Genomic DNA, 25424 nt, shown 5'->3' on the forward strand with positions numbered 1-25424 from the left:
TTCTTGGAAAGCGGGTGATACGCATGGCTTTTACAATGGTAGATGTTTTAAGCATTGATGTCATGAAATCTGCCAGAATCAAAACAGCAAAAACTGCATTGGATAAACGCGTTGTCCAATCTGTCTCGGTTATTGAAATTCCGGTAGAAAATTTCATTCGCAATAATGAGCTTGTACTGAGTACGGCAATCGGATGTGGAAACGATTCGCACATCTTTAAAAAATTTGTACAGGATGTCTTTTCTTCTGGTGCTGCCGCTTTGGCAATCGCAACCGGACGACATGTTTCGAATATTCCAAAAGACATTCTTGACTTCGCGGAAGAAAATGAATTCCCGATCATTGAAATTCCATGGGAAGTTCGTTTTGCTGATATTATACAAGCTATTTTAGGCAAACTTTATAACTGGCACCAAGAAAAATTAAGACGTTCGGAAGACTTGCAAAAGCAACTGCTTCACTTATTCCTGAATGATGGCAGTTTATCTGATGCAGCGAAGGCTATTCAAAAAGAAATTGGATATCCTGTAATCATTATCAGCAAAGATGGTTTAATTAAGGGAAGAAGCCAAAATTCAGGTATCTTAGTGGAAAAGTGGAATCGTTATTTGCAGAACGGCCATCAAACGTATAATCTTTATACACAGGATTTCAAGCATTTTCAACCGCTGGACGGCTCGCTTATTCCGTTGGTGATTCAATCATCAAGCAAGATTTTTGGTTATATCATTTTATCCATTTCCCCAGAAATCTCAATCGATTCGTTGTTGAATTTAGAAGAAAACCACGTACTGGAGCAAGCATTGCCTGCAATCGTACTATGGTTTCAACGCGAAAGCGCAATACAAGATACGGAAATGCGATTGCGGGATGATTTTATTTGGAGTCTTGCAAAAGGTGAGATCGAATCCTGGGATTCTGCACTATCACGGGCAAGGTCATTGAATTATGCTATTTCCCTTCCCTATGTCTGTATTTTGGGTTTACCTGAAAATTTGGAATCCATTTTTCAGAAAAAGAAGGCGGATGATCTCTCCTATGAGCACTGGCTCCATAATACGATCCATAGTATAAAAGAACAAATCAATCAAACAGGAACATCCATTCAACGTAAAACTATGACAACGTATCAACTGGATCGATTCGTCATTTTTCTGGAAATTTCCCCTGATCAAATCAGCAAGAATGTCCAAAATTTCTTGGATGTACTTGAAAATCGTCTTTGTCAAGTATTGCCCGGATTAATCCTGTCATGGGGGGTCGGGGAAAACCACGCAGGTATTAAAACCTTCCACGAAAGTTTTAATGATGCCAGAATAGCCTTGGAAGTAGGATATCATCAAAAAGGCCCAGGTCACCGCAGCACATATGCCAACACGGAAATGTATCGAGTCCTTTTATCGCTTGCCAAGAATTCAGAAATACAAGAACTTACGTTATCAACAATCGGCGCACTGATCGACTATGATAATCAACGCGGGTTAGAGTTGGTCAATACATTCGTAACATATATACAAAATCAAGGAAATGTAAGTCAAACATCACGCGCGCTCAATTTACACAGACAATCTCTTCTTTATCGCCTAAAAAAAATAGAAACTTTGACCGGACGCACTCTGGTCGATCCTGATGACTTATTTCTGCTTAATCTTTGCATAAAAATATGGATTACAGATATGACAAATAAAAAAAGATTGTAAGATTTCTGTTAAACCTATACACTTTTTTATTGAAGTATACCAGCACATCTTTCGGACTGATCCCTGATCCAGCATCATTGCCATTCATAAAACTTGTTCATATTTAATATGCAACCAGTTGCGAAAAAGAACTGTGTACTGTTTGCAAATGATTTGCAAAACGACCGGCGGGAACACCTCGCCGGTCGCTTTGCTTGTTTGTTGACCGTTACGCCTGTTATGGTTAAAACAACGTAAGCTGGTTAGTCTCAGGCAATCCTTTCAGACAGCCATGTGTCTCCAACAGCTCAATAACGGTTTTCGATGCACGGGAGCGTTCTTGCAAATCTTGCACCGACAAGAATTCTCCCTGCTTTGCCGCTTCGGCAATCCCTTTGGCCGCAGATTCGCCGACGCCGGCGAGTGCGCCAAATGGCGGCAACAGTCCATTTTGTTCTTTGACGACCTGGAATCGGATCGCATCCGATTTGTACAAATCAAGGGGCAGGAATTGAAAGCCCCGTGCTGTCATTTCCAGTGCCATTTCCAATACGGTGTGCAGCGCTTTTTCCTTTGGCGCCGCCTGAAATCCTTTTGCTTCGATTTCTTCAATTTTCGCCAAAATCGCAGCATAGCCTTTGCTCATGATGTCGAGATCAAAATCGTCCGCCCGCACAGAAAAGTAGGTTGCATAGAATTCCAGCGGATAATGAACTTTAAAATACGCAATCCGCACAGCCATCAGAACATATGCGGTAGCGTGCGCTTTCGGGAACATGTACTTGATCTGTTTGCACGACCAAATATACCAATCAGGCACGTTGTTGCGCTTCATCTCTTCTTCCATCTCCGGAGTCAAGCCTTTTCCCTTCCGCACGCTCTCCATGATTTTAAACGCAAATGACGGTTCAAGTCCGGCATATATGAGATAGACCATGATGTCATCCCGACAGCCGATCACGTCTTTCAGTTTGCAAATCTGATCTTGAATCAATTTTTGCGCATTGTTCAGCCAGACGTCTGTCCCATGAGACAAGCCGGAGATTTGCAGCAGCTCAGAGAACGTACTCGGCTTCGTGTCTTCCAGCATCTGACGTACAAACTTTGTACCGAACTCCGGGATCCCGTAGGTTCCTGTTTTCGAGCGGATTTGTTCCGGCTTTACAGGATGTTCCGGATCGATTGTCAACGCATCTGTTCCGGAGAACAACGACATGACTTGCGGGTCATCCGTCGGAATCTTCTTCGGGTCAAGGCCCGTCAAGTCCTGCAGCATCCGTATGACCGTCGGATCGTCGTGTCCGAGTATATCGAGCTTAAGCAAGTTGTCGTGAATGGAATGGAAGTCAAAATGGGACGTACGCCACTCGGCGTTTTTATCATCTGCCGGGAATTGGATCGGGCAAAAATCGTAGACGTCCATGTAGTCAGGTACGACGAGTATTCCCCCAGGGTGCTGACCGGTCGTTCGTTTAATCCCCGTACATCCTTGTACCAATCGAGTCATTTCCGCATTGCGCAAATTCCAGCCTTTTTCTTCCGCAAACTTCTTCACATAGCCAAAAGCCGTTTTTTCCGCAACTGTCGCAATCGTTCCCGCACGATACACGTACTCCTCGCCGAACAACACCTTGGTATATGCATGCGCCCGCGCCTGGTAGTCGCCTGAGAAGTTGAGATCGATATCAGGAACCTTGTCCCCTTTGAAGCCAAGGAACGTTTCGAAGGGGATGTCGTGCCCGTCTTTGTCGAGCCTGGTTCCGCATGACGGACACTCTTTATCCGGCAGGTCAAAACCGGAACCCACCGATCCATCTGCGATAAATTCACTGTATTGGCAAGACGGACAGCGATAGTGCGGCGGCAGCGGATTTACCTCGGTGATTTCGGACATTGTCGCCACAAAAGATGAGCCGACAGATCCCCGAGAACCGACCAAATAGCCGTCATCCAAGGATTTTTTCACAATCTTGTGCGAGATCAAATAGATGACAGAAAATCCGTGTGTGATAATGGAGTTCAACTCTTTTTCCAAACGTTTCTCCACAATTTCCGGCAAAGGATCGCCATAAAGTTTGCGCGCCTTTTCATAACACATGTTGCGTATGTCATCTTCGGCACCTTCAATTTTGGGCGTATACAATTGATCCGGAACCGGAGACACGTCTTCGATTTGATCCGCAATCCGGTTCGTATTTGTTACGACAACTTCCTCCGCCAACTCCGGACCAAGATAGGAAAAAGCATCCAGCATCTCATCTGTCGACATCAGATATAGCGGCGGCTGGTCGGCAGCGGACGGATCATTTTGGGACTGCAGAAACACTTCCCGGAATATCGCATCTTCCGGGTTGAGAAAATGCACATCCCCGGTAGCTACGACCGGCGTATCCAGCGTTTTGCCGATCTCAATGATCGTACGATGGTAATCTTTGATCGATTCCAATGATGCGATCGATTCATTGCGCAAAAGGGGCTTGTAGTGCAAAAGCGGCTGAATCTCTAAATAATCGTAGAATTTAGCTATGTCCCGCAGCTCTTCTTTCGTCTTTCCGCGCAATATTCCGTCGAAAATTTCCCCGTTCTGACAAGCGCTGCCGACCAGCAATCCTTCGCGATACTTGGTAATCAGGCTGCGTGGGACACGCGGGACGCGGTGAAAATATTTGACGTGAGATTCGGAAACCAGCTTGTACAAGTTTTTCAAACCCGTCTTGTTTTGCACCAAAATCGTCGCATGGAACGGACGGACGCGAGAATAATCGACCTCGCCATCGTTCTCATTCAGTTTGGACAGTTGATCTTTTCCCTTCGCCTGTATGTCTTTCAGCATATATTGAAACACTTTTGCCAATGCGATCGTGTCGTCAAGGGCGCGGTGTGCATTTACCAGTTCGACGCCAAATTTTTTCGCCAACGTCCCCAAGCGATAGTTGCGCTCATGCGGATAGAGCTTGCGGGCAAGGGGCAGCGTGTCGAGCACGACATTGCTCCACGGCTCCATGCCGATGCGTTTGGCGCAAGCTTTCAAAAAGCCCAAGTCAAAATCGGCATTATGTGCAACGAGCACAGCATCGCCCACAAATTCCCGGAAATCCGGCAGCACTTCCAAGAGTTTGCGCTTCCCGCGTACCATTTCGTTCGTAATATGTGTGAGTTCTGTGATCTTCGCGCTAATCGCAACTTCCGGATCGATCAATTCGGTCCACTCGCCGATGATCTCCCCGCCTTTCATCTTCACGGCAGCAATCTCGATCAACGTGTTTTCCGCCGCATTCAAACCAGTGGTCTCCGTGTCAAATACGACCCAAGCTGTATTCTCATCAATTGTCCGGTTATTTTGCCCGTTCAATTGGAAGACGATCGGCACACCATCATCCACTACATAAGCTTCCAGCCCCAGCAGACATTTGACGTTGTTTTTTTGCGCGGCACTATACGCTTCCGGGAACGACTGGACTACGCCATGATCGGTCACCGCAATGGCCGTATGTCCCCACTTGGCAGCTTGCGCGATCAAGTCTTTCACTGGAGACACGCCGTCAAGGGGCGACATCGGCGTATGCAAATGCAGCTCCACCCGTTTTTTCTCCGCCAGATCTTTGCGTGCGGGCTTCGGTACTTCGTGCATATGCTGAATCATCAGCACAAGTTCCTTGGCAAATGTGTCGAATTGCACCGTGCCGCGCACCCGCAGATACATGCCGTCTTTCAGCAGCTTCAACATTTCCAGCTGCTTTTCCCCTTTGGCAAATGTCTTGCAGGAAATCGAATCCGTATTGTCGGAAATGTTAAACGTAAACAACGTGCGTCCCGATTGCAATTCCCGCACTTCTACACCAAAGATGCGCCCCTCCGCAACGACGTCGCGCATTTCGTCCTGAATTCGTTTGAGCTGTGTCCGTTCCATTTCAATCGGCGGACCGATTTCCACTTTGCCCGGCGCATCACCCTCTGTTTTTTCGCCTGCCGCCTTTGCCGCTTCCTGACGTTTCTCCTCTTCTGCTGCAGCAGCCGCCTTTTGCACTTCCGCCCGATCCTGTTCTTCCACCAGTGAGCGGATTTTTTCAAACGCTTCCGTTCGCTTTTCCTGATCGGTATATATGCGTACATGCCATGACAGTCCCAAATGCTCATTGAGCCAAAGAGCCAGTTGTTCGTCATACTGCTTCTGGCGGCAACGATTGATGATTACATCTGACGTGACCGGCACAAGCAATGTTCGATCTTCCAATGATAGTCCTGTGCTATCCCGCAATTCCCCTTTTAAGGACATATCGTCGCCAAGCACCTCATCGACAACAAACGGCCAATAGTCATATAGCAAATGGGCGGCATCTAAGGGGCCGTGGCTATATTCAAAGCGAACTTTGATCTGAACGGAAAATGGGGCAAAATATGCCCGAAACGCTTCCAGCACCCGCATGTAAACCGGAGCCGGCAGATGCTTGTCCACACGGAACTTCGCTTGTACCATTCGGTCATGCCGATATAGGATCGCTTTATCGATAAATTCACTTTGACTCAATGCTTGCAAAACATCCGGTTCTTGTATTCCAAGACGTTCACAAAAAAAAGAGAGACTTCGCCGATTTACATCCACAAGACTCATACTGGCAAAATTCCCCCCTATATTCGTTTCGTTATTTTATGAAGCAATTTTGTCGAACCATACGATTTCATGTCGTTTCGCTAGTTTATTAGTTTCGATATGGAAGGAAAAAAATCCTGCCGAAAAGGCAGGAATGAAATGCTGGACACCCAAACTTTTTTTGGGAGTCAGTTTTTATTCTATTTTTATTCAGATCTTTAAATCCGAGCCCCCGGTGGCAACTGCAGGATCGACAGGCAGACGATTGACAGATTCCAGAGAGCGGCCGGTCGTTTTCGGTCCTAATAAAGCAATATCTACAATAATGAGAATCATGGCACACGCTACCACGCCAAAAAAAGTTGTGGCTCCATACTGTTTTAATACGGGAAGCAGGACAAACGGCATCAATCCGCTCATAATCCGGCTTAAGCTATAGGCAGAACCGGCAGCAGTCGCCCGAACGGCTGTCGGAAAAATTTCTGCTTGATAAATATGAAAGGAGTTCGAGAAGATATTGCTGACCAATGTGTAAAGAAATCCAAATGCGACGATCATCCCTGCCGAACCGGATAGTCCAAACAAAAGTCCGAATCCCGCCATCAAAAAGGCCGAAAGGGAAATCAGCCACTTCCGCTCCATTCGCTCTACAAGAAATAACGACAAATACGAACCGACAGGATATCCGATAAAGGAAAGTGCAGTAAATCCAAGAGAACTTACAATTGCAAATCCTTTTTGCGAGAGGATGATCGGTACGAGCGATCCGAATCCATAGTAACCGAATGTCTGGAGTATCTGGAAAATATACAGCATAACAGTACGTCCAATATATTCTCTGCCAAACAACTTTGAAAAGGGAAAATCGGTTTTTACAACAGGAACGGTCTCCTTTAGTTCTGGCAGTTTGCCATACAACCGTTGCGATTCTGCTTCAAATCCTCGCATCAGTTGTTCTGCTTCCGCTTTCCTGCCGGCAGATTCCAACCAACGGGGCGATTCCGGAAGATCCCTGCGCAAAAACCAGACGATTACCGCTCCCAGTGAGCCAAGGATAAAAATCCAACGCCAGCCGTCTATGCCTAACGGATGCAAAGGGATCAGCCAGCGCGCCAAAAATCCCACACATGGCACGCCTAAAAATCCAAGGGTATACGCCCATGCGGTGTAACGACCGCGCTTTGCAGCAGGAAGGAGTTCCCCCAAATACACATCGCACAATGGCAATTCCACTCCCAATCCGATACCCGCCAAAAATCGAAAGAGAATGAGTGCAGTAACACTGGTACTAAATGCGCCTAGTAAAGTAAAGATGGAATACACCAGTAAAGTAAACATATACGTCCGCTTGCGTCCCAAACGATCCGCCATTCTTCCCAAAAAAACGGCTCCAAAGAACATCCCCAAAAAACTCGATCCGATCAGCAAAGGCAATTGTTTGGCATCGACATGGAATTGTTTCGCAAGTACAGCTGCCAATGCACCTGATAAAAAAATATCATACAGATCAAAAAACGTTCCCAGTCCGATAATCACTGTGGCCTTTTTGTGAAATGGACTGATTGGCAGCCGATTCAGACGATCCGCTATACTTGCCGAACTCATGAAAATCCCCCCTAATGATTTAAGCGCTTTCAAAGCTCGCAAACGATGTCACGCGATTCAGAAAAATAATAAATAATTCTATTTATTCTGTATTTTAAATCGTAATCATTTGTATAAAAATTGTCAATCCAGGAAAATTTTTTATTTAAACTAAAAATCTCCTGATATTGATGTTACTTTGTGCAAGGGGCAGGCATGCTTGCACATGCAGGAGATCCTGTTATTTAAATTTCTTCGAGTTTGAAATTGAAAGATATGAGAATAGGATTGCAAAGATTGGTCTGTCAAAACATTTCGTACATTTCGTTCTGATTCTATATCATATGATTGTCTCAGGAAAAAATAGAACTGCGAATGGAAAATGCTGATAAATGGAACCCCCCCATCTGTGCCTGTGCCGCCTGTGCTTGGACAGAATCGGGGGGAATTGTGTTTCAATCTTTCGCTTGCTTTCATCTTTATCCAAGTTTCATCTTTATCTATGTTTCATCGATGTTTAAACTTTGTCTAGTTTCAGTTTGGCAAGTGCTTCTGCAAGAGCCGGATTCTTGGGTTCGGCATTTTCCTTGTTCTGCTTTTGCAAATAGTTGCTGATATCCCGCTTTGAAACTTTGGTGTGTTTTTCTTTACTTCTTCTTTCATTAAAAGCTGCAAGTTTTTCTTTAAATCCGCAGCTGCAAACGAATATTTGCCCTTCTCCTTCCCCGCGCAATTCCAGCCGTTTGTGGCAGTTCGGACATCTGGCATTGGTCGTTTTGGAAATGTTCTTTCTGTGGCCACACTCTCGATCCTGGCAAATCAGCATTTTTCCCTTTTTGCCGTTTACTTCAAGCATAGGCTTTCCGCATTCGGGACATCGGGTTCCCGTAATATTGTCATGTCGAAATTGCTTTTCACTGAATGTGATCTCATTCACAACTGCTTTTGCGTAGCTTCTCATTTCGTTGACAAACGTATGTTTGGAAAGTAAGCCTTTGGATATCAAAGCTAATTTTTGCTCCCATTCTGCCGTTAAACGCGGTGACTTTAACTCATTTGGCACCAGTTCGAGCAGTTGCTTTCCCTTTGAAGTCAAAAAGATATCTTTACCCTTCTTCTCAATGAAGAAGCTATGAAACAGTTTTTCAATAATATCTGCTCGCGTCGCAACAGTACCTAATCCCCCGGTCTCCCCGATCGTTTGAATCAAGTCCTGTTTTGCACTAGCCATGTATCGAACCGGGTTTTCCATTGCGGAAAGCAAACTGCCCTCATTGAAATGCTCAGGTGGTTTTGTCTCTCCCTTTGTTTGCGATATCTCCATGATTGGCAACCGGTCGCCGATTTGGATATTTGGCAAAAGTTGCTCGGAAATGCCAGTTGAATCCTCTTCTTCCAAGGGATTTTCGTAAACTTCCTTCCATCCCGCAGCAATCACCATTTTTCCTTTTGCAAGAAACAGTTCCTCCCCAATTTTTGCGCGTATGGTTGTTTGCTCAAATTCAAAAGGCGGATATAAAACAGCGAAAAACCGTTTTATGACCAAATCATACAATTTCCGTTCTTTATCGCTGAGCTTGCTGAGATACACGGGTTCTTCCGTGGGAATAATCGCATGATGATCGGAAACTTTCGTATCGTCCACAAATGACTTGCCAGGCCGTATCGGATGTTTCAAAACCTTGGACGCCATTTTCCCATAGGGTCCTACATTGCAAGCTTTTACACGCTCCTGCAATGTATCCACAATATCGGCAGAAATATAGCGAGAGTCTGTTCGCGGGTAAGTCAATAGTTTATGTTGTTCATACAGCCGCTGCAAAATCGAAAGTGTTTCTTTGGCCGAATAATCAAAAAACTTATGTGCATCCCTTTGCAGTTCCGTTAAATCATACAATTGCGGTGCGTACGTTTTTTTATAAGACTTATCTACATCTATAATCTCGGCATGTTTATTTTTTAGTTGCTGCAATATTCGGTCGCATGTTTCTTTCGAGAACGTTTTTATGTCTTTTGTTTGGCGATCCTGCCAAATGAGCCGCAGCTTGTTGTTCGCCACAGCGGCAATACCATAAAAAGTTCTTGGCTGAAACCTTTGGATCTCTTCCTCCCTTTGTGCAATCATGGCAAGAGTGGGAGTCTGCACCCGGCCGCAGGAAAGTTGTGCATTGTATTTGCAAGTCAACGCCCGCGTCGCATTGATCCCGACAAGCCAGTCTGCCTCTGCACGTGCCACCGCAGATGCAAACAGATGCTCGTACTCTCTGCCATCCCGCAGCTTTCGAAATCCGTCCCGAATGGCCTGATCCGTGACGGAAGAAATCCAAAGACGCTGAATCGGCTTTTTGACGCGCGCCATTTCGATAATCCATCTGGCTACCAGTTCACCTTCACGGCCTGCGTCTGTGGCAATCACAATATTGTTCACATCGCTTCGGTTCAATTGTGCTTTCACCGCATAAAACTGCCTGCTGCTTTGTTTAATGACAACGAGCTTAAGAGGTGACGGAAGCATTGGCAAATCCTCAATCTTCCACGTTTTATACGTTTCCCCATAAGCTTCAGGATCTGCTAATGTAACCAGATGCCCCAATGCCCAAGTAACAATATATCGTTCCCCTTCAAAAAACCCGTTTCCCTTTTTAGCGCACTGCAAAACACGCGCGATGTCCCTTCCTACCGAAGGTTTTTCCGCTAAAACAAGTACCTTGCCCATACTCCTTTATCCACTCCAAACAACGAACTGTCTATTTGCTGCGACTTCGAGAACCGGACCGTCCGCCGCTCGAACGATAACTACCTCTACGGCCTCTTTCATTCGAATGATTGTCATCCCGATCCCGGAATGCACTGCCATTGTGTCCCCTTACCCGTTCTCTTTGATTTTTTCGCTCACGTTTTCCATGGCGTGCATTCGAATGGGAAAGAGATTCAGATCGCGCATTCTCCCTGCGTGTTTTTTCCTTTTCTTTTGGCACCATCTGTTGCCCATCGAAATGAATTCTTTCAATAGAACGATGAATTCCTTGTTCGATCAAATGCAGAAACGGGCGATCTTTCGGTGCTGCGAAAGTGACAGAAACTCCGGTCTCTCCTGCTCGCCCGGTACGCCCGATGCGATGGATGTAACTCTCTACATCATGTGGGATGTCGTAATTGAAGACATGCGTTACGCCTTCGATATCCAGACCACGCGCCGCCACATCTGTAGCTATCAAATACTGGATTTTCGCTTCACGGAATTGCTTCATGACTTTCTCACGCTTTGCCTGCGAGAGATCTCCATGCAGTTCATCCGCTTGAAACCCTAATCCTTGTAACGATTCATTCAACTTTTTTGCACGCAGTTTTGTCCGGCAAAAAATGATTGCCAAATATGGATTGTAACGTTCCAATGTCTTCACGAGCGCTTGCTGCTTGGCGCGATCCGTTGTTTCAATAACGACTTGCTCAATCTCATCAACGGTTACATGTTCACTTTTTACTTTTACTTCAAAAGGATTATGCAAATATCGTTTAGCCAATGAACGAATTTCGTTTGGCATCGTTGCCGAAAAGAGCATCATTTGTCGATCCGCTGATGCCTGTGCGATGATTTGCTCAACTTCAGACAAAAAGCCCATATGCAACATCAAATCTGCTTCATCGAGCACAAGCATAGAGAGCTTGTAGAGATCAATGGTGCCTCTGCGCAGATGATCCAGCAGCCGTCCAGGGGTGCCGATGACGATATGTGTCGCTCTTTTTAATTTACGCACTTGCGCTTCTACATCCTGCCCGCCGTATGCTGCCAACACTTCCGCACCTACGGTAGATGCGATTTTTTTCACTTCGATAGTAATCTGCAGAGCAAGTTCCCGTGTGGGTGTGATAATCAAGGATTGAACAACGGGAATTTGCGGATCGATCCGCTCTAAAATCGGTAAAAGGAAAGCAAACGTCTTCCCCGTTCCCGTCTGTGCCTGTGCGATCATGTCTTTTCCTTGAAGCAATACGGGAATGGCTTTCTCCTGAATTGGCGTCGGCTCTAGAATCCCCAAAGTGCGGATCCGTTTTACAATGTCCGGGCGAATGCCGAGCTCCAGAAATCTGCTGGCCATACACTTCACCTCTCTTTTCTGCTTCTGCTTGCAATGATCCGATCCCTGATTTTTTAAAAAATGCATAAACACGAAGTATTCAAAAAGCCACACACCTCTAGTATTTACTGAGTCGTGCGGCTTCCATTAAAAAAACTGCCCAGCGGCGGGCAGTTTCGAAGATCCATTTTTCAATGAACCGTTCTTCAATTCTTCAATTAGAGCTTGACAACATTTTCAGCTTGTGGGCCGCGGTTGCCTTGAACAACGTTGAATTGAACGCGTTGTCCTTCTTCCAAAGACTTGAATCCGGAACCTGTAATTGCGGAAAAGTGAACGAATACGTCGCTTCCGCCTTCAACTTCGATAAATCCAAATCCTTTTTCTGCGTTAAACCATTTCACTGTACCTGTTTGCATTTGTAAAACCTCCAAATAATTTTTTAATATGCTACTCAATTTACATGGTTAAAACATGGTAAAAAAAATTCACATATTATAAAGAGAATCAATCAAAATGAAGTGATAACTCTTTATAATATGTGAATTATGTACTCCACTATTTATTATTGAACTCATTATATCATGGATGCGGAAGCAAAGCAAATGAAACAATCCTTCGAACACTCATTTCGAAACATGTATTTCTGATCCGCTTGTTGCGTATTTGATTGCAATATTACCAATTATTCTTTACCATTTCCCTGAAATCTATACTTTGAATCGGGGCTTTTCTCGGATATAATCGATTCAGAATTGGAATTACTAGCGAAAGGTGTTTTCGATGAGTATTTTATCTGTAAACAATCTTACACACGGGTTTGGCGACCGCGCCATATTTCATCAAGTCTCATTTCGTCTCTTGAAAGGCGAACACATCGGTCTGATCGGTGCAAATGGCGAAGGAAAATCCACGTTTATGAATATTATTACAGGCAAACTTGAGCCGGACGAAGGTCAGATCGAGTGGGCCAAAAATCTTCGCGTCGGCTATCTTGACCAGCATGCTGTTCTTGAGAGAGGACTTACCATCCGCGATGTGCTGAAACAGGCATTTCAGTATCTCTTTGATATGGAGGCGGAAATCAACCATAAGTATGAAAAAATGGCAGAAGCCTCGCCGGAAGAACTGGAACAACTCCTCGAGGATGTCGGTGTTCTGCAAGATATGCTGACAAACAATGATTTTTATGTCATCGATGCAAAAGTGGAAGAGATCGCCCGCGGACTTGGACTGGATGAAATCGGACTTGAAAAAGATGTCCAGGATCTCAGCGGCGGCCAACGGACAAAAGTTTTATTGGCAAAGCTGCTGCTTGAAAAACCGGATATTCTGCTTTTGGATGAGCCGACAAACTTTCTCGACGAACAGCACATCGAATGGCTGAAACGGTATCTCCAGGCATATGAAAATGCATTTATCTTAATTTCTCATGACATTCCCTTTTTGAACAGCGTGATCAATCTCATTTATCATATGGAAAATCAGGAATTAAATCGATATGTAGGCGACTATGACAATTTTCTTCAAGTACATGAAATGAAGAAAAATCAACTGCAGGCAGCTTACAAGAAACAGCAGCAGGAAATTGCCGAACTGAAAGATTTTGTGCAGCGCAACAAAGCTCGTGTTTCGACGCGCAATATGGCCATGTCCCGTCAGAAAAAACTCGACAAGATGGAAGTCATCGAGCTGGCCAAAGAGAAGCCGAAACCACAATTTCATTTTCAGGAATCCAGGGCTTCCGGCAAAGTGATTTTCGAAACGAATGATTTGGTGATCGGATATGAAGAGCCGCTTTCCGGACCTCTGAACCTGCGTATGGAACGGGGACAAAAAATTGCATTTGTCGGTGCCAACGGAATTGGAAAAACTACGTTGCTGCGAAGCATTCTCGGTGAAATCAAGCCAATTTCCGGCTCTGTGACACTCGGTGATTATCTCACCATCGGCTATTTCGAACAGGAAGTCAAGGGATCGAACTATCGTACATGCATCGAAGAAGTATGGGATGAATTCCCTTCTATGAGACAGTTTGAAATTCGGGCGGCATTAGCCAAATGCGGCTTGACAACCAAGCATATCGAGAGTCAAATCGAAGTATTAAGCGGCGGAGAAAAGGCGAAAGTAAGGCTCTGTAAATTGATCAACAAAGAAACCAATTTGCTGGTATTGGACGAGCCTACCAACCATTTAGACGTAGATGCGAAGGAAGAACTGAAACGGGCCCTTCTGGCATATCGGGGCAGCATCCTCCTGATCTCCCACGAGCCCGAATTTTACCGGGATATCGTGACAGACATCTGGAACTGCGAGACTTGGACGACGAAAGTACTATAGCCTGTATCGCAAAAATTCTGTATATAGCCGATCCCATGGTACAAATTCAATCGTTTCCGGAAACGAATCATTCTGTGCGCATACTGCCACTTTGTAACGGAAATCGAAGGGATATGTCTGAAAGCTGAAAGCCGGTTCCTTCTCAACACCTGCAGCCGGAATTGAATCTTGATGAATCTGAATGGAAAAGGAATGCAAGGGAATGGATAATCCATTCCCTTTTGCTTTTACATAACTCTCCTTCAGAGTCCAGAGATCGAAAAAATATTCAAGTTTGGCATCATCCGGCTGCATACTCAGATCCCTTTGTTCCACCGGTGAAAAAAATCTTCTTGCGATATTCAGGTCAATCGGGCGAATCCTCTCCACATCAATACCAATCAGCAAGGAATCATCATAGGTATTTACGCCCGGCATGATAATTATGGTAAACTTGGTGCATCTATCATTTTTGCACATTTGGAGGCAAAAACATATGAAAACATTACCATGTAAGTGCAAGAGATAAACCATTGCTTTAAGTTGCTTTCCTCTAATTCCCCAAAGATATTGTGAAAGGGGCTTTTTTCTTGAAAAGCAAAAAAATTTTAATGACAGCAGCCGGGATTTCCTTCCTATTTGCTGCTTCTGATGCTTTTGCCGATACAAGCTGGTTTCAAGATGTTTCAACGATCGATCCGAACTACCCTTACATTGCGGATCTCTATAATTTGCATAAGATTTCGGGAAACGCTAATGGCTATTTCGGTCCGAATGATTCGCTGACCCGCGCGGAATTCGTTACGATGATCGAAAAAGCGTTTAATGTCCAGACGCAGCCGAATGCAACCATTCCCTTTCATGACGTAAATCAAGGGGATTGGTATTTCCAAAATGTGGTGGACGCATATGCCAATGGGATTACGGCAGGTGTTTCTGCCACACAGTTCGCACCCAACAGTTATGTAACCAAAGAGCAAGCGGCACAAATGATCGTTCATTTTCTCGGCAATTCCCTGCCCCCAAACCCAAAGGCCGGACTAGCGGACGTTTCCGATGCAGATCCTTGGGCCAAAACCGCTGTTGCAAATATCTTGGCATATGGCTTCCGCTCGCAAACCAATACGAATCTTCCATATGATCCGAAACGTGTCATGACACGAGGACAAGCATCTGCATTGATCGATTTGGCGTATCACTATATAAGCAAAACTCCCGCGCCGCAGCTTGCGCCGATTGCAAAACCGCTGCCGTCCGTCGACCAAAGCAACCTGATACCAAACTCTGACGGATCTTTCATGTTCGTAAATCTTGCTTCCGGATATCGCCCCATCAAAGATCCAAGCATCCTGGCTTTGTTCAAACAAGTAAAGTTTAGCGCTGATGAAAATCATGTTGTCACGGTTCGCGTTCCTGACAGCGGAACCCTCTGGTGGACAGTACTAAGTTACAGCGCAAACAAAACCTGGCAGGGGGCGGGTGCAAAAACAATGACGTTCAACAATCCAATGGATTTTGAAATACAGCTTTTGGAGCGCGCGTCCGGATCGATTCTCGTTTCTGTGTATGTTCAAAACAGAGACGGTCAATGGTATGCTAGATACTAGCAACCAGAGTGTACCGACCGGCATACCGAAATAGCAGGAGAGGTGTTTTTGGCACATGACACGTTCGTTTTGGAAGTCGAAGGAATGGATCGCCGGCATCATAACCGGCTTGTGTGCAACGATTGGCAGTTTGGCGCTGGCCGATACCATTGGCGTGACATTTCTTCCTTTACATTTTATTGTAAACGGCGTCGATAAGACTCCTGATCAGAATATCTTTAAAAATAACGGTACTTCTGTACCCGCTTCACTGATTTATGATAACACGACATATATTCCGATCCATTTTGCATCCGACTTGCTAAATACGCCGATTCATTGGGACGGAACGACACGGACGATTAACATCGGACAAGACTCGACCGTCAAGTACTTGTCCGATTTGACACCGTTTTATATCGACAGTGAATTTAAAGTTGTCCGCAGTTCGGATTCATCGACAACGAAAAACAGCTACTATTCCTATATGCCAACACTTAGTTTAGCCGGAAGGACTTACAAGGATGGTTTCGCCATCCATTACTATCCATATTCATACAATTCCAATACTTCCAATTCTATAAAGCGGATTGCATTTAATATTAACGGACAATATAAATATTTATCCTTTACATATGGATTCGATGATCATTCCAACAGTGGAATGAGCGGAAGCAGCGCTTATACAAGCAATTCAACAACATCCTCCTCTCCAAAACGGGAAATTCTCCTCTATGGAAATGGTAATTTGCTTTGGAGAGGTGATATTTCCCAAGGAGATTTGCCATATTCCGAGACGGTATCTGTAGCTGGCATTTCCAATTTGGAAATTCAGACACTGGGAACCAACCTGACAGGAGATACGGTTGTAGATCTTGTCGATCCGATTTTGAAACGATAGTAGAAATATTACAAATTACTGAAACAAGCATACGGGAGGGATATCCTTGGGCATCAAGCGTCTTTTCCTTATTTCCGGAAGATTTCTCGCTGGACTTGCAATCGGAGCAAGCGTATCCATTGGCGGCATCGCTCTTGCCGAGTCGATTCAAGTTACGTTTGCACCTGTGCATTTTGTCGTGAAGGGAGTCGATCAAACACCGATCAACAATACCTACAATAATAACGGAACGCTTGTGCCGGCATCACTCATATACAATGGAAATACATATATCCCCATACATTTTGCAGCGGATTTATTACATATGCCTATTGCTTGGGATAGTTCGTTAAAAGCGATATTCATAGGAAAGCAACCTACCGAATATTTGTCTGATCAATCGCCGACCTATTTCAACAACGGTTTAGGCGACGGTATTATGCAAAACAACGGATTAAACTATAAAAAAGGCTCTACTCCCGTTTATTTTAAAATGCATGTTGCGGGAAAAGAATATGACAAGGGAATTGCGCTCGAAACCGGCGTTCCCATCACCGTTCGCTATGCGTTACATGGACAGTACAGCAAGTTATCTTTTGTATATGCGTTGGATGACAGCGAACATCATCAAGGGGAAACCATCAAACTATTCGGCGACGGAAAAAAACTGTGGGAAGCAACGATTGCGCCTGGAGATTTGCCAAAAGTGGTAAATATCGACGTGACCGGAGTCAAGGAATTGGAAATGCAAGGATCAATTGCCGATACCCCGACAAATGATTATCTTTATGGCAATTTCACAGATATTTTAGATCCAATTTTGACAAAGGCCATTCATTTGAAACCATAAGCCGATAAGGGGCAGAAAGTCAAAAAGATCCGCTCAACCGGTTGCACCTGCTGATACACCTGCTGACTGCCCGTTTGATCGGATCGTCATCTGCGCCAATACCGCTGTCAAACAACCAATGATTCCCAAAACAATGAATCCTTGCTTTAAAGTCAAAATGTCCCCGATTACTCCCATCAGCACCGGTCCAGCAAACATGCCCAGGCCGTAAATCGCCTGGAAAAAACCCATAGCAGTGGTACGCTTTTCTGCAGGCATATCTTTAATGCTAAGCCCCATTAAAATAGGAAAAGAAAACCCTCTGCCAAAGCCTGCGAGTGCCTGTGTCACAATCAGCAGCCAGAATGAAGTCGTAAAAGGTATGGTAATGGTAAAGACACCAGTCAATACAAAACCCCAAAATACTACTTTCTTCTCTCCAAACCTTTTGGAAAAATAGCCACCGCCGACAAGGGAAGCGATCGCTGTAGGAAGTGAAGAAAAGACAGTCAACAATCCCATCCCAAACTTCGATACGCCAAGATGGTCGGCAAATACCGGGGTGAATCCAAACACAGTAGCAAACGTCAGCACCTGAGACAAAATTGCGAGGATCGATACGGTGATCAGCGTTCGATCTTTGATTACAACGAGCAACTCTTTCACCGATATCTTCTTGCCGTTATCCTCATATTTATCAATTAAAAAGAACGAAGCTGCAAACCCTGCCAGACCAACTGCAGCCCCTAACGCAAAAGGAGCACTCCAGCTTATTTTGTCAGCCATCCAGCTGCCCAAAAACATAGCCGACATCTGCGCGATCGAATTATAAAAGCTGATCGTACCAATGGCTTTCGTCGCTTCCTCATGTTTGTAGTAGCTGGTAAACAAGATCGTAAAATCAACCCAAGTGGCAGCAGCCACACCTGCCAATGACCGAAAGAGCAGAATCCAGCTTACATCTTTCGTCAGCCATAAGCCCACTCCGCTAAAAAAAGCAAATAAAATTCCAATCGAAATAAACAGCCTCCGTTTGTGCATTTTATCGGAGAGAATCCCGACGGGAATTCTCAGCAGCATTTGCGTAAATCCATAAGAACCTACAATTATGCCGGCCATTTCATGAGATGCCCCAAGCTGCTCTACATAAGGGGTCAAAATGGGAACATATGTATACATCGAAAACCAGTAGAGCATCGTCACGATACAAAAGAGAGGGATTCGGTATTGATTCTTTGCCTGATTTTGCAGCATTGTTAATCCCCTTTTCATTGCTGTTAAAATCGATTTTGCTTTTTCAAAAGAAAGAAAAATCCAACCAAATCTACTGGATCGAATTTCTTATAACGGAAGATTTCGAAACCATTCTACTAGACGCATCTATATATTTCAATACTCAAAACAAAGTATCTATTCTGATTTTTCGATTGGTATTTTAGGAATAGTATTATTTCAGAAGTATGATTAAAATTCCACTCAGCAAAACTGCCCCAATCGCTAAAGAATCAGCGTTGAATTTTTTATGCAGGTTTTGGCTACTTTTGGTACGAAAATAATATTTTCATATCATGTGGTGGCCATAATGCCATGTTGGTTTTGAACATCCTCTTATAGTGTAGCCAAAACCGCACCGATGATCGTAATGACCCCTCCCACCAGTGATGTTCCGGAAATTTGTTCATGCAGCAAGAACACGCCGAACACAACCGTCCAAACCGGAAGCAGGTTGATGTACGGTGCTGCGCGACCGGCTCCAACAATTTTCACACCTGCGTTCCAGGCAAAATAAGCACCCACTGACGCGAACGTGCTGACATAGATGACTGCCAGCCATGCGTTCACCGTCATATGGACCATATTGGGCTGAACTGTGCCAATACAGCTAATGGCACTAAGAAGCGTGCCATAGAAGGATGCACCTGCCGTCATTGTCAGCGGATCCATTTGTTTTCCATATTTTTTGCCAAGAACGGTGTACAGCCCCCAAGCCAAACATGACAGGAGGATTTCGATATCGCCAACAACTGAACCTCGGGAAGAAGCCGCGTGTTTCCCCTGAATCAAAAGGATAACGCCCAATATGGACACTGCTGTTCCAATCCAAGCCTTTACTTTTATGTGTTCTTTCAGAACAAAGGGAGTAAACACCAGTATCGCAACGGGAATGCCGGCAGATATCATTCCGGCTTGTGACGCACTAATGGATCGCAATCCTAAGTAATTTAACGTTGAAAATCCAAATACGCCGAAGAACCCCAGTATCAAAAATTCCTTCCATTTCGCAAAAATGGGAATGTTCTTTTTGTTTATGGAAAGTAAACCGAAAAGTATGACGGTAGAAATCGCCCATCGTACTGTATTAAGCAATGTTGCCGGCAACGCCGGCGCCAAAAAACGCCCGCAAATGTAATTCCCGCCCCAAAGCAGCGTTGCTAGCATCAGCAATAAAATTCCACGTTTCATATTTATAAATCCCTTCTATTTGCCAATTCATAACGCTCAATAAATAAAGCTCTATATGTTTATAATAATAGTACTGTCAAGAAGTATCTGCTATTATTTCTGTGATTTTTCCTGAGTTGGATGGATATCATGTCGGTTATGTCGCTAAGAAAGAGTCCCCACACCCATTCCGCATGCTTTCTTACGTCGGATGGAGGGGTCCTTTGCATGCAACCGCTTCCGGAAAGATTTTATTGTCATATTCAAGTGAGGATTTTGTTGATAGTGTATTAACACGAGAACTTCCAGCGTTTACCGAACGAACGATCACAGACCCAATCACTCTGCGACAGGAACTGTCAAAAATCAGAAGCGCTGAATTCGCCGTTGACGACGAGGAATTAAGCGTAGGATTGATGTGTATTTCGGTTCCTGTTTTTTTCGGAGAAGGACAAATTGGCGCACTCTCTGTATCAGGACCTAAGCAGCGAATTACGCAAAAACTCACAATTGCGGAGATTGTCAGGACATTACGTCATAAGAGTGAGTGCATCACGGAGAAGTTAAGGTTTGGAAAGAAGGTAAGAATATCACCGGATGGAACATTCTTGCCATCGGACAATTCCTAAAATTGTGTTTCATATAATAGCCACAGAAAACCAACTGCGGCTATTACTCCATCACATGCCAAGATAGATTTCCCGCACCTGATGATTCTTTTTCAGATCCTCCGCATTGCCTTCCAGGGCGATTTTCCCTGTCTCCAGGACATAGGCCCGGTTGGCCAATGTCAGTGCATGGTAGGCATTTTGTTCCACAAGCAGAATCGTCATGCCTTGATCCCGCAATGTTTTGATAATCGCAAAAATTTGCGCGACAACGCTTGGCGCCAGTCCCATCGAGGGTTCATCCAGAATCAGAAAGTTGGGCCGTGTCAGCAGTGCCCGGCCGACGGCCAGCATTTGTTGTTGGCCTCCGCTCAAATTGCCCGCAAGCACATCCCGTTTCGTCTGGAGGATCGGAAAATATTCATAGACTTGCTCCAGGTCTGCGGATATGCCCGCACGGTCGTTGCGGTGATACGCGCCCGTCAACAGGTTCTCTTTTACCGTCAAAAGCGGGTAAATCTTCCGGCCTTCCGGCACATAGCCGATCCCTTCTTTGACCAGCCGGTAGGGTTTTGTATTCGTAATCGGCTTGCCGCGAAAGGAAATGCTGCCGCCGACCGCTTTTGTCAATCCACAGATGGTCTTTAAGATGGAGCTTTTCCCTGCGCCATTGGAACCCAGCAGGGAAACGACTTCCCCCTCCTGAACCGTCAAGCTGACGCCTTTCACGGCATGGACCTTGCCATAATACACCTGCAAATCCTGAATGGCCAGCATTACCACTCACCCCCCAAATAGGCCGTGATGACCTGTTTGTTTTTGGACACCTGATTCGGCGTCCCCTCCGTCAGGACCATCCCTTCATTCATGACCGTTATCGTTTCACAAATCGTCATCATCAGTTTCATATCATGTTCGATGACGAGTACCGTAATCCCCCGCTCGTCGCGGATGTAGCGAATGATGCGCGCCAACTCGTCCGTTTCCGTATGGTTGAGTCCTGCCGCCGGTTCATCCAGCAGAAGCAATTTGGGATGTGTCGCCAACGCCCGGGCGATTTCCAAGCGTTTTTGTACGCCGTATGGCAAGTTTTCCGCCAGAAAATCGCGCCACTCCAACAGATCAAAGACTTCCAGCAAGGCTTCCGCCTTTCGAATCGTTTCCTTTTCGATCCGAAAGACCCGTTTGGGAGCGACCACATAGTCCCAAATCCGAATGCCCGATTCCCGGTCCAGAACCGCGCAAACATTCTCCAGCACCGTCATTTTTTTGAATAACCGCAAATTTTGAAAGGTGCGGGCCAATCCCGCCCGATTGACTTGAAACGGCGACAACGCATGGATGGGCTTGTTTTCAAACCAGACCTCGCCTTGTGTCGGTTTATAGTATCCACTAATCACATTAAAGAGTGTGGTTTTCCCGGATCCGTTGGGGCCGATCACGCCATGGATCGATCCTTGCCTGACAGGAAACGAGACATCCTGAATCGCCTTCAGGCCGCCAAATTCCCGGGACACCTGTTTGATTTGCAGCAGTTCCATATTTTCACGCCTTTCAAAAAAATTGCCAGCCACCAAATGGCACGTTTGCATTCACGCGTTTGCATCCGATTCTTTCAGCCAATTCCGATTATTTCACCCGATAGAGCTGGGATCGCTTCCGGTGTTGAAAGAGTGTTTTGATGCTCACCAATCCGCCCGGCAAGAACACGACCAATGCGACAATTAAAGCGCCATACACCACTTGTTGCCAGTTTTGAAATTGATTGAGCCATTCGCGGGCGACAATCAAGATGACCGCTCCCGCGATCGAGCCATAGATGTTGCCCATGCCGCCAATGACCACAATCGTCAGCATGAAGAACATTTCATTCATTTGGAACGTATCCGGACTCACATAGGAAAGCATATGGGCATACAGGACACCGGCCACACCGGCATACATACCGGAAAGCGCAAAGGCCAGGATCTGCTGTTTCGCGATATTGATGCCTAACGCCTGAGAGGCAATATGATCCTCGCGAACGGCGCGAAAGCTGCGTCCAATCGAATGTGTCGTGATGATTTTGGCCAGCAGGAACAACAGGACCGTAAACGTCAAAACCAGATAATAGTAGAGATATTCCGAATCCAGCGCGACGCCAAACACATGGGGTTTGGGTATGCCGGTGATGCCGGTCGGTCCACCCGTTAATCCGTTCAGATTGACAAGCATATCATTGATCGCGATCGCCAATCCCAATGTCGCAATCGCCAGGTAATGGGACCGGACTTTGAGGGAGGGCAACCCAATGAGGATGCCGCATGCGGTACTGAAAACAATCGATATTGGCAATGCTTCCCAAAACGTAAAATGAAACCGTGTGGTCAGGATGGCGGATGTATACGCCCCGACCGCATAAAACGCCGCATGGGCCAAATTCATCTGGCCGCAATATCCCATGGTCAAATCCAATCCGATGGCAAGAATCATATAGAGTACAACAAGGTCCAAAATATGCACTTGATAGTTGTTCAAAGCGATGGGCAGAATCAGAAAGAGCGCAACCGCCATGCTGATCCACCATCGGCTGTTTCTCCATGTCCGCTTCGCGGCGGACCGGCTGGCAGATCCCTCCGACACCGGTGCGAACCCTTCCAAAGGAGTGGAGGGCGCCTGCTCCGGCTGCAATTCCTGGCCTGCCAGATCCCGGTTTGTCATATCCTGGCTTGTCATAGTTTATCCACCACCCTTTCCCCTACGATGCCCGATGGTTTGAAAATCAGCACCACAACGAAGATCACAAACGCAATCACTTCACTCCAGGCGGATACTTGTGTCGCGACCAGTTGTTCGAGGATGCCGAACACCAGTCCGCCCACAATGGCGCCAGGCATACTGCCGAAGCCGCCCAATATGGCAGCCGCAAATCCATTGATGCCGACCGATGTGCTCATATCCGGACTGACATAGAAGACCGGTCCAACCAGCATGCCCGCACAGGCGGCCAAAGCCGAGCCAATGGCCAAGGTGAGCCCGTTCATCAAGCCGACATTCATGCCTAATGCCAACGACATGTCTCGTTCCTGGGCGGATGCGCGCATCGCCAACCCAATCTTCGTTCGATTCAAAAAGAGCTGCAATGCGATCACGATCAAGGCCGCCACCCCAACGATCACCAGTGTATAGGGAGCAATGGAGATCCCCTTGACCATCCAGGGCGTATTGTTGATGGGGAAGGGGACGGCAATCCCGTCCGGTCCCCAAATAATAATCGATAGATTCTGCAGCACGATTCCGATCCCGAGCGTCCCCAACATCATGTAAATCAGATCCATTTTCTCAAGCGGCCGCAGAATTTTTTGCACAATCATGCCGAGACCGGCCGTCAAAAGGAGCGCCAATGCGAATGCGAGGACAAAGTTGGTATGCATGGAGACATAGAAGACCGTCCCGATATACGCCCCGACCATGAAGATATTGCCATGCGCAAAGTTTACCAGTCCCATCGACCGATAGACCATGGAATACCCCAAGGCAACGAGGGCGTAAATGCTTCCCATGCCAATGCCGCCAATCAAACTTTGTAGCAAGATCGTCACATGTGGATTCATACGTCGATAATCCTCTCATTTATTGTAGTGGTTCTGGTTGGCCGTTTTTATAAGTACCAATTTGTGCTGTAAACATTCCCTCGCCTTGATCGTTGAACTTGAAATCTCCCGTCAAGCCATGGTAGTTCAATTTTAGCAACTCGTCGCGAATATGTGTGCCATCAATGTTTGGATATGCTTTATCAATGGCCTCAAGCAGCATCTTCGCGCCATCATACGCTTTCGCCACATGGGAATCGGCTACCTGTCCGAACTTTTTCTTATATGCAGCGGCAAACGCTTTTGTTTCGGCATTCGCATCATTTGAGATATACGTTGTCGCGAAAATCGTCCCTTCCGCCACAGCTTTTCCAGCCGTATTCACATAAATTGGAGTCGCTGCAGGTTGACCGCCGACGATGCGGGCAGTAATCCCCAATGCCCTCGCCTGTTTGGCAATTAACCCCATCTCAATCTCTTCTGTTCCAATAAACAGCACCTGTGGATGTGCTTCTTTAATTGTCGTCAACTGAGCACTGAAGTCTTTTGCATCCGGAGTGACAACTTGATCGGAAACAGGTGAAATGCCATGTGCTTTTAAAGCGCTTACAAAAGCATCATGCTCACCTTTTCCGTAAGCGCCTGAATTCGAAATTACGGCAATTTTTTTCATTCCCATCTTACCCACAACATAATCTGCCAACGTCTTATCAAAAATCAGGCTATTTGCCGTATCCCGAAAGACAAACAGGCTTCCTTTTTTGGTTATCTCAGGATCCTGCCCTGAGGTTATATGAGGGATTTTTGCTTGTTTTAAAATATTAAGAATTGCCAACGTCGTTGTACTCTCTGGTGTGGCAAATGCAGCAACCACCTTGTCGTTCACTAACTTATTGGCATCATTGACCGCAACAGAGGGATTGCCTTGATCATCGAGCTTTTCGATCACAACCTTTCTTCCGTGAATGCCACCTTTCGCATTCACTTCATCCACTGCCATTTGCAACCCCTGGCTATCCCATGTACCCAACGATGCCAGATTTCCACTCATTGCCCCGATTTCTCCAATTTTGATATCTTGGCTGCTTCCACTTGCAACCGATGAACCGGAAGTACTTGAAGTACTCGAAGAACCGCAAGCTGTTAATGTCGAAACTAATGTTGCACTTAATACAATACCAGCCAATACCTTCTTCCTTTGAGGATAGGATTTTTTTGGATTGTTGTGTAACATGTAATATGGCCTCCCTTTTTT

At 45.7% G+C, this 25424-nt stretch carries 19 protein-coding genes; 6 read left to right on the top strand and 13 right to left on the bottom strand.

Going from position 1 to position 25424, the window contains the following annotated elements; all coding sequences use genetic code 11:
- Positions 1-23 precede the first annotated feature (23 nt).
- Positions 24-1700, top strand: a complete 1677-nt coding sequence (locus tag LSG31_RS02370; RefSeq protein ID WP_347437817.1) for a PucR family transcriptional regulator — start codon at positions 24-26, stop codon at positions 1698-1700.
- Between the two features lie 223 nt (positions 1701-1923).
- Here LSG31_RS02370 and LSG31_RS02375 read toward each other — a convergent pair whose 3' ends face one another.
- From LSG31_RS02375 to LSG31_RS02395, 5 genes are all read right to left on the bottom strand, one after another.
- A complete protein-coding gene (locus LSG31_RS02375) occupies positions 1924-6291 on the bottom strand; it encodes a PolC-type DNA polymerase III (RefSeq protein ID WP_347437818.1) in 4368 nt (1455 codons plus the stop codon).
- Between the two features lie 189 nt (positions 6292-6480).
- The gene (locus LSG31_RS02380) at positions 6481-7875 is read right to left on the bottom strand and encodes an MFS transporter (protein ID WP_347437819.1); all 1395 of its coding nucleotides are present in this window, start codon (positions 7873-7875) and stop codon (positions 6481-6483) included.
- A 496-nt stretch (positions 7876-8371) separates the two neighbouring features.
- Positions 8372-10570, bottom strand: a complete 2199-nt coding sequence (locus LSG31_RS02385) for a DNA topoisomerase III (protein ID WP_347437820.1) — start codon at positions 10568-10570, stop codon at positions 8372-8374.
- Positions 10571-10601: 31 nt separating this feature from the next.
- Positions 10602-11954, bottom strand: a complete 1353-nt coding sequence (locus LSG31_RS02390; RefSeq protein ID WP_347437821.1) for a DEAD/DEAH box helicase — start codon at positions 11952-11954, stop codon at positions 10602-10604.
- Positions 11955-12151: 197 nt separating this feature from the next.
- Positions 12152-12352 carry a cold-shock protein gene (locus LSG31_RS02395; protein ID WP_347437822.1) on the bottom strand — a complete coding sequence of 67 codons (201 nt, stop codon included), beginning with the start codon at positions 12350-12352 and terminating at the stop codon, positions 12152-12154.
- Between the two features lie 364 nt (positions 12353-12716).
- Between LSG31_RS02395 and LSG31_RS02400 the strand changes: the two genes are divergently transcribed.
- Complete coding sequence (locus LSG31_RS02400; protein ID WP_347437823.1) at positions 12717-14273, top strand: ABC-F family ATP-binding cassette domain-containing protein; 1557 nt, start codon at positions 12717-12719, stop codon at positions 14271-14273.
- Here LSG31_RS02400 and LSG31_RS02405 read toward each other — a convergent pair.
- The gene (locus LSG31_RS02405) at positions 14268-14690 is read right to left on the bottom strand and encodes a 4'-phosphopantetheinyl transferase family protein (RefSeq protein WP_347437824.1); all 423 of its coding nucleotides are present in this window, start codon (positions 14688-14690) and stop codon (positions 14268-14270) included. The two genes, LSG31_RS02400 and LSG31_RS02405, sit on opposite strands and share 6 nt — an antisense overlap.
- Before the next feature lie 152 nt (positions 14691-14842).
- Here LSG31_RS02405 and LSG31_RS02410 point away from each other — a divergent pair, with 152 nt between their 5' ends.
- The 3 genes from LSG31_RS02410 to LSG31_RS02420 are packed head-to-tail and all read left to right on the top strand — an operon-like array spanning position 14843 to position 17568.
- Positions 14843-15859 (top strand): S-layer homology domain-containing protein, encoded by a 1017-nt coding sequence (locus LSG31_RS02410; RefSeq protein ID WP_347437825.1) that lies wholly within the window; start codon positions 14843-14845, stop codon positions 15857-15859.
- Positions 15860-15914: 55 nt separating this feature from the next.
- On the top strand, positions 15915-16739 hold the full coding sequence (locus tag LSG31_RS02415; protein WP_347437826.1) for a stalk domain-containing protein: 825 nt from the start codon (positions 15915-15917) through the stop codon (positions 16737-16739).
- 46 nt (positions 16740-16785) lie between these two features.
- Positions 16786-17568, top strand: a complete 783-nt coding sequence (locus LSG31_RS02420; RefSeq protein WP_347437827.1) for an NPCBM/NEW2 domain-containing protein — start codon at positions 16786-16788, stop codon at positions 17566-17568.
- Between the two features lie 33 nt (positions 17569-17601).
- Here the strand turns inward: LSG31_RS02420 and LSG31_RS02425 are convergent, their stop codons facing one another.
- Complete coding sequence (locus tag LSG31_RS02425; protein ID WP_347437828.1) at positions 17602-18801, bottom strand: MFS transporter; 1200 nt, start codon at positions 18799-18801, stop codon at positions 17602-17604.
- A 354-nt stretch (positions 18802-19155) separates the two neighbouring features.
- Positions 19156-20010 (bottom strand): DMT family transporter, encoded by an 855-nt coding sequence (locus tag LSG31_RS02430; protein WP_347437829.1) that lies wholly within the window; start codon positions 20008-20010, stop codon positions 19156-19158.
- A gap of 101 nt (positions 20011-20111) precedes the next feature.
- Between LSG31_RS02430 and LSG31_RS02435 the strand changes: the two genes are divergently transcribed.
- The gene (locus tag LSG31_RS02435) at positions 20112-20618 is read left to right on the top strand and encodes an IclR family transcriptional regulator (protein WP_430734234.1); all 507 of its coding nucleotides are present in this window, start codon (positions 20112-20114) and stop codon (positions 20616-20618) included.
- 51 nt (positions 20619-20669) lie between these two features.
- Here LSG31_RS02435 and LSG31_RS02440 read toward each other — a convergent pair whose 3' ends face one another.
- The 5 genes from LSG31_RS02440 to LSG31_RS02460 all read right to left on the bottom strand — a co-directional run bounded on the left by LSG31_RS02440 (position 20670) and on the right by LSG31_RS02460 (position 25403).
- Entirely contained in the window at positions 20670-21374 is a 705-nt protein-coding gene (locus tag LSG31_RS02440) for an ABC transporter ATP-binding protein (RefSeq protein WP_347437830.1), read from the bottom strand.
- Positions 21374-22138: an ABC transporter ATP-binding protein gene (locus tag LSG31_RS02445; protein ID WP_347437831.1), complete on the bottom strand. Its 765-nt coding sequence runs from the start codon at positions 22136-22138 to the stop codon at positions 21374-21376. The genes LSG31_RS02440 and LSG31_RS02445 overlap by 1 nt, the downstream gene beginning before the upstream one ends.
- Positions 22139-22226: 88 nt before the next feature.
- Positions 22227-23312, bottom strand: a complete 1086-nt coding sequence (locus LSG31_RS02450) for a branched-chain amino acid ABC transporter permease (protein ID WP_347437832.1) — start codon at positions 23310-23312, stop codon at positions 22227-22229.
- Entirely contained in the window at positions 23309-24190 is an 882-nt protein-coding gene (locus LSG31_RS02455; protein WP_347437833.1) for a branched-chain amino acid ABC transporter permease, read from the bottom strand. Before LSG31_RS02455 ends, LSG31_RS02450 begins: the two co-directional genes overlap by 4 nt.
- Before the next feature lie 19 nt (positions 24191-24209).
- Positions 24210-25403: an ABC transporter substrate-binding protein gene (locus tag LSG31_RS02460; protein ID WP_347437834.1), complete on the bottom strand. Its 1194-nt coding sequence runs from the start codon at positions 25401-25403 to the stop codon at positions 24210-24212.
- Positions 25404-25424 lie beyond the last annotated feature (21 nt).

Origin of the sequence: Fodinisporobacter ferrooxydans (assembly GCF_022818495.1) — a bacterium.
Classification (GTDB): domain Bacteria; phylum Bacillota; class Bacilli; order Tumebacillales; family MYW30-H2; genus Fodinisporobacter; species Fodinisporobacter ferrooxydans.

Bases quoted from the DNA above. Each gene is read 5' to 3' on its own strand.
- LSG31_RS02370 (WP_347437817.1), top strand. From the start codon at position 24: ATGGCTTTTACAATGGTAGATGTTTTAAGCATTGATGTCATGAAATCT.
- LSG31_RS02375 (WP_347437818.1), bottom strand. From the start codon at position 6,291: ATGAGTCTTGTGGATGTAAATCGGCGAAGTCTCTCTTTTTTTTGTGAA.
- LSG31_RS02380 (WP_347437819.1), bottom strand. From the start codon at position 7,875: ATGAGTTCGGCAAGTATAGCGGATCGTCTGAATCGGCTGCCAATCAGT.
- LSG31_RS02385 (WP_347437820.1), bottom strand. From the start codon at position 10,570: ATGGGCAAGGTACTTGTTTTAGCGGAAAAACCTTCGGTAGGAAGGGAC.
- LSG31_RS02390 (WP_347437821.1), bottom strand. From the start codon at position 11,954: ATGGCCAGCAGATTTCTGGAGCTCGGCATTCGCCCGGACATTGTAAAA.
- LSG31_RS02395 (WP_347437822.1), bottom strand. From the start codon at position 12,352: ATGCAAACAGGTACAGTGAAATGGTTTAACGCAGAAAAAGGATTTGGA.
- LSG31_RS02400 (WP_347437823.1), top strand. From the start codon at position 12,717: ATGAGTATTTTATCTGTAAACAATCTTACACACGGGTTTGGCGACCGC.
- LSG31_RS02405 (WP_347437824.1), bottom strand. From the start codon at position 14,690: ATGCCGGGCGTAAATACCTATGATGATTCCTTGCTGATTGGTATTGAT.
- LSG31_RS02415 (WP_347437826.1), top strand. From the start codon at position 15,915: ATGACACGTTCGTTTTGGAAGTCGAAGGAATGGATCGCCGGCATCATA.
- LSG31_RS02425 (WP_347437828.1), bottom strand. From the start codon at position 18,801: ATGCTGCAAAATCAGGCAAAGAATCAATACCGAATCCCTCTCTTTTGT.
- LSG31_RS02430 (WP_347437829.1), bottom strand. From the start codon at position 20,010: ATGAAACGTGGAATTTTATTGCTGATGCTAGCAACGCTGCTTTGGGGC.
- LSG31_RS02440 (WP_347437830.1), bottom strand. From the start codon at position 21,374: ATGCTGGCCATTCAGGATTTGCAGGTGTATTATGGCAAGGTCCATGCC.
- LSG31_RS02445 (WP_347437831.1), bottom strand. From the start codon at position 22,138: ATGGAACTGCTGCAAATCAAACAGGTGTCCCGGGAATTTGGCGGCCTG.
- LSG31_RS02450 (WP_347437832.1), bottom strand. From the start codon at position 23,312: ATGACAAGCCAGGATATGACAAACCGGGATCTGGCAGGCCAGGAATTG.
- LSG31_RS02455 (WP_347437833.1), bottom strand. From the start codon at position 24,190: ATGAATCCACATGTGACGATCTTGCTACAAAGTTTGATTGGCGGCATT.
- LSG31_RS02460 (WP_347437834.1), bottom strand. From the start codon at position 25,403: ATGTTACACAACAATCCAAAAAAATCCTATCCTCAAAGGAAGAAGGTA.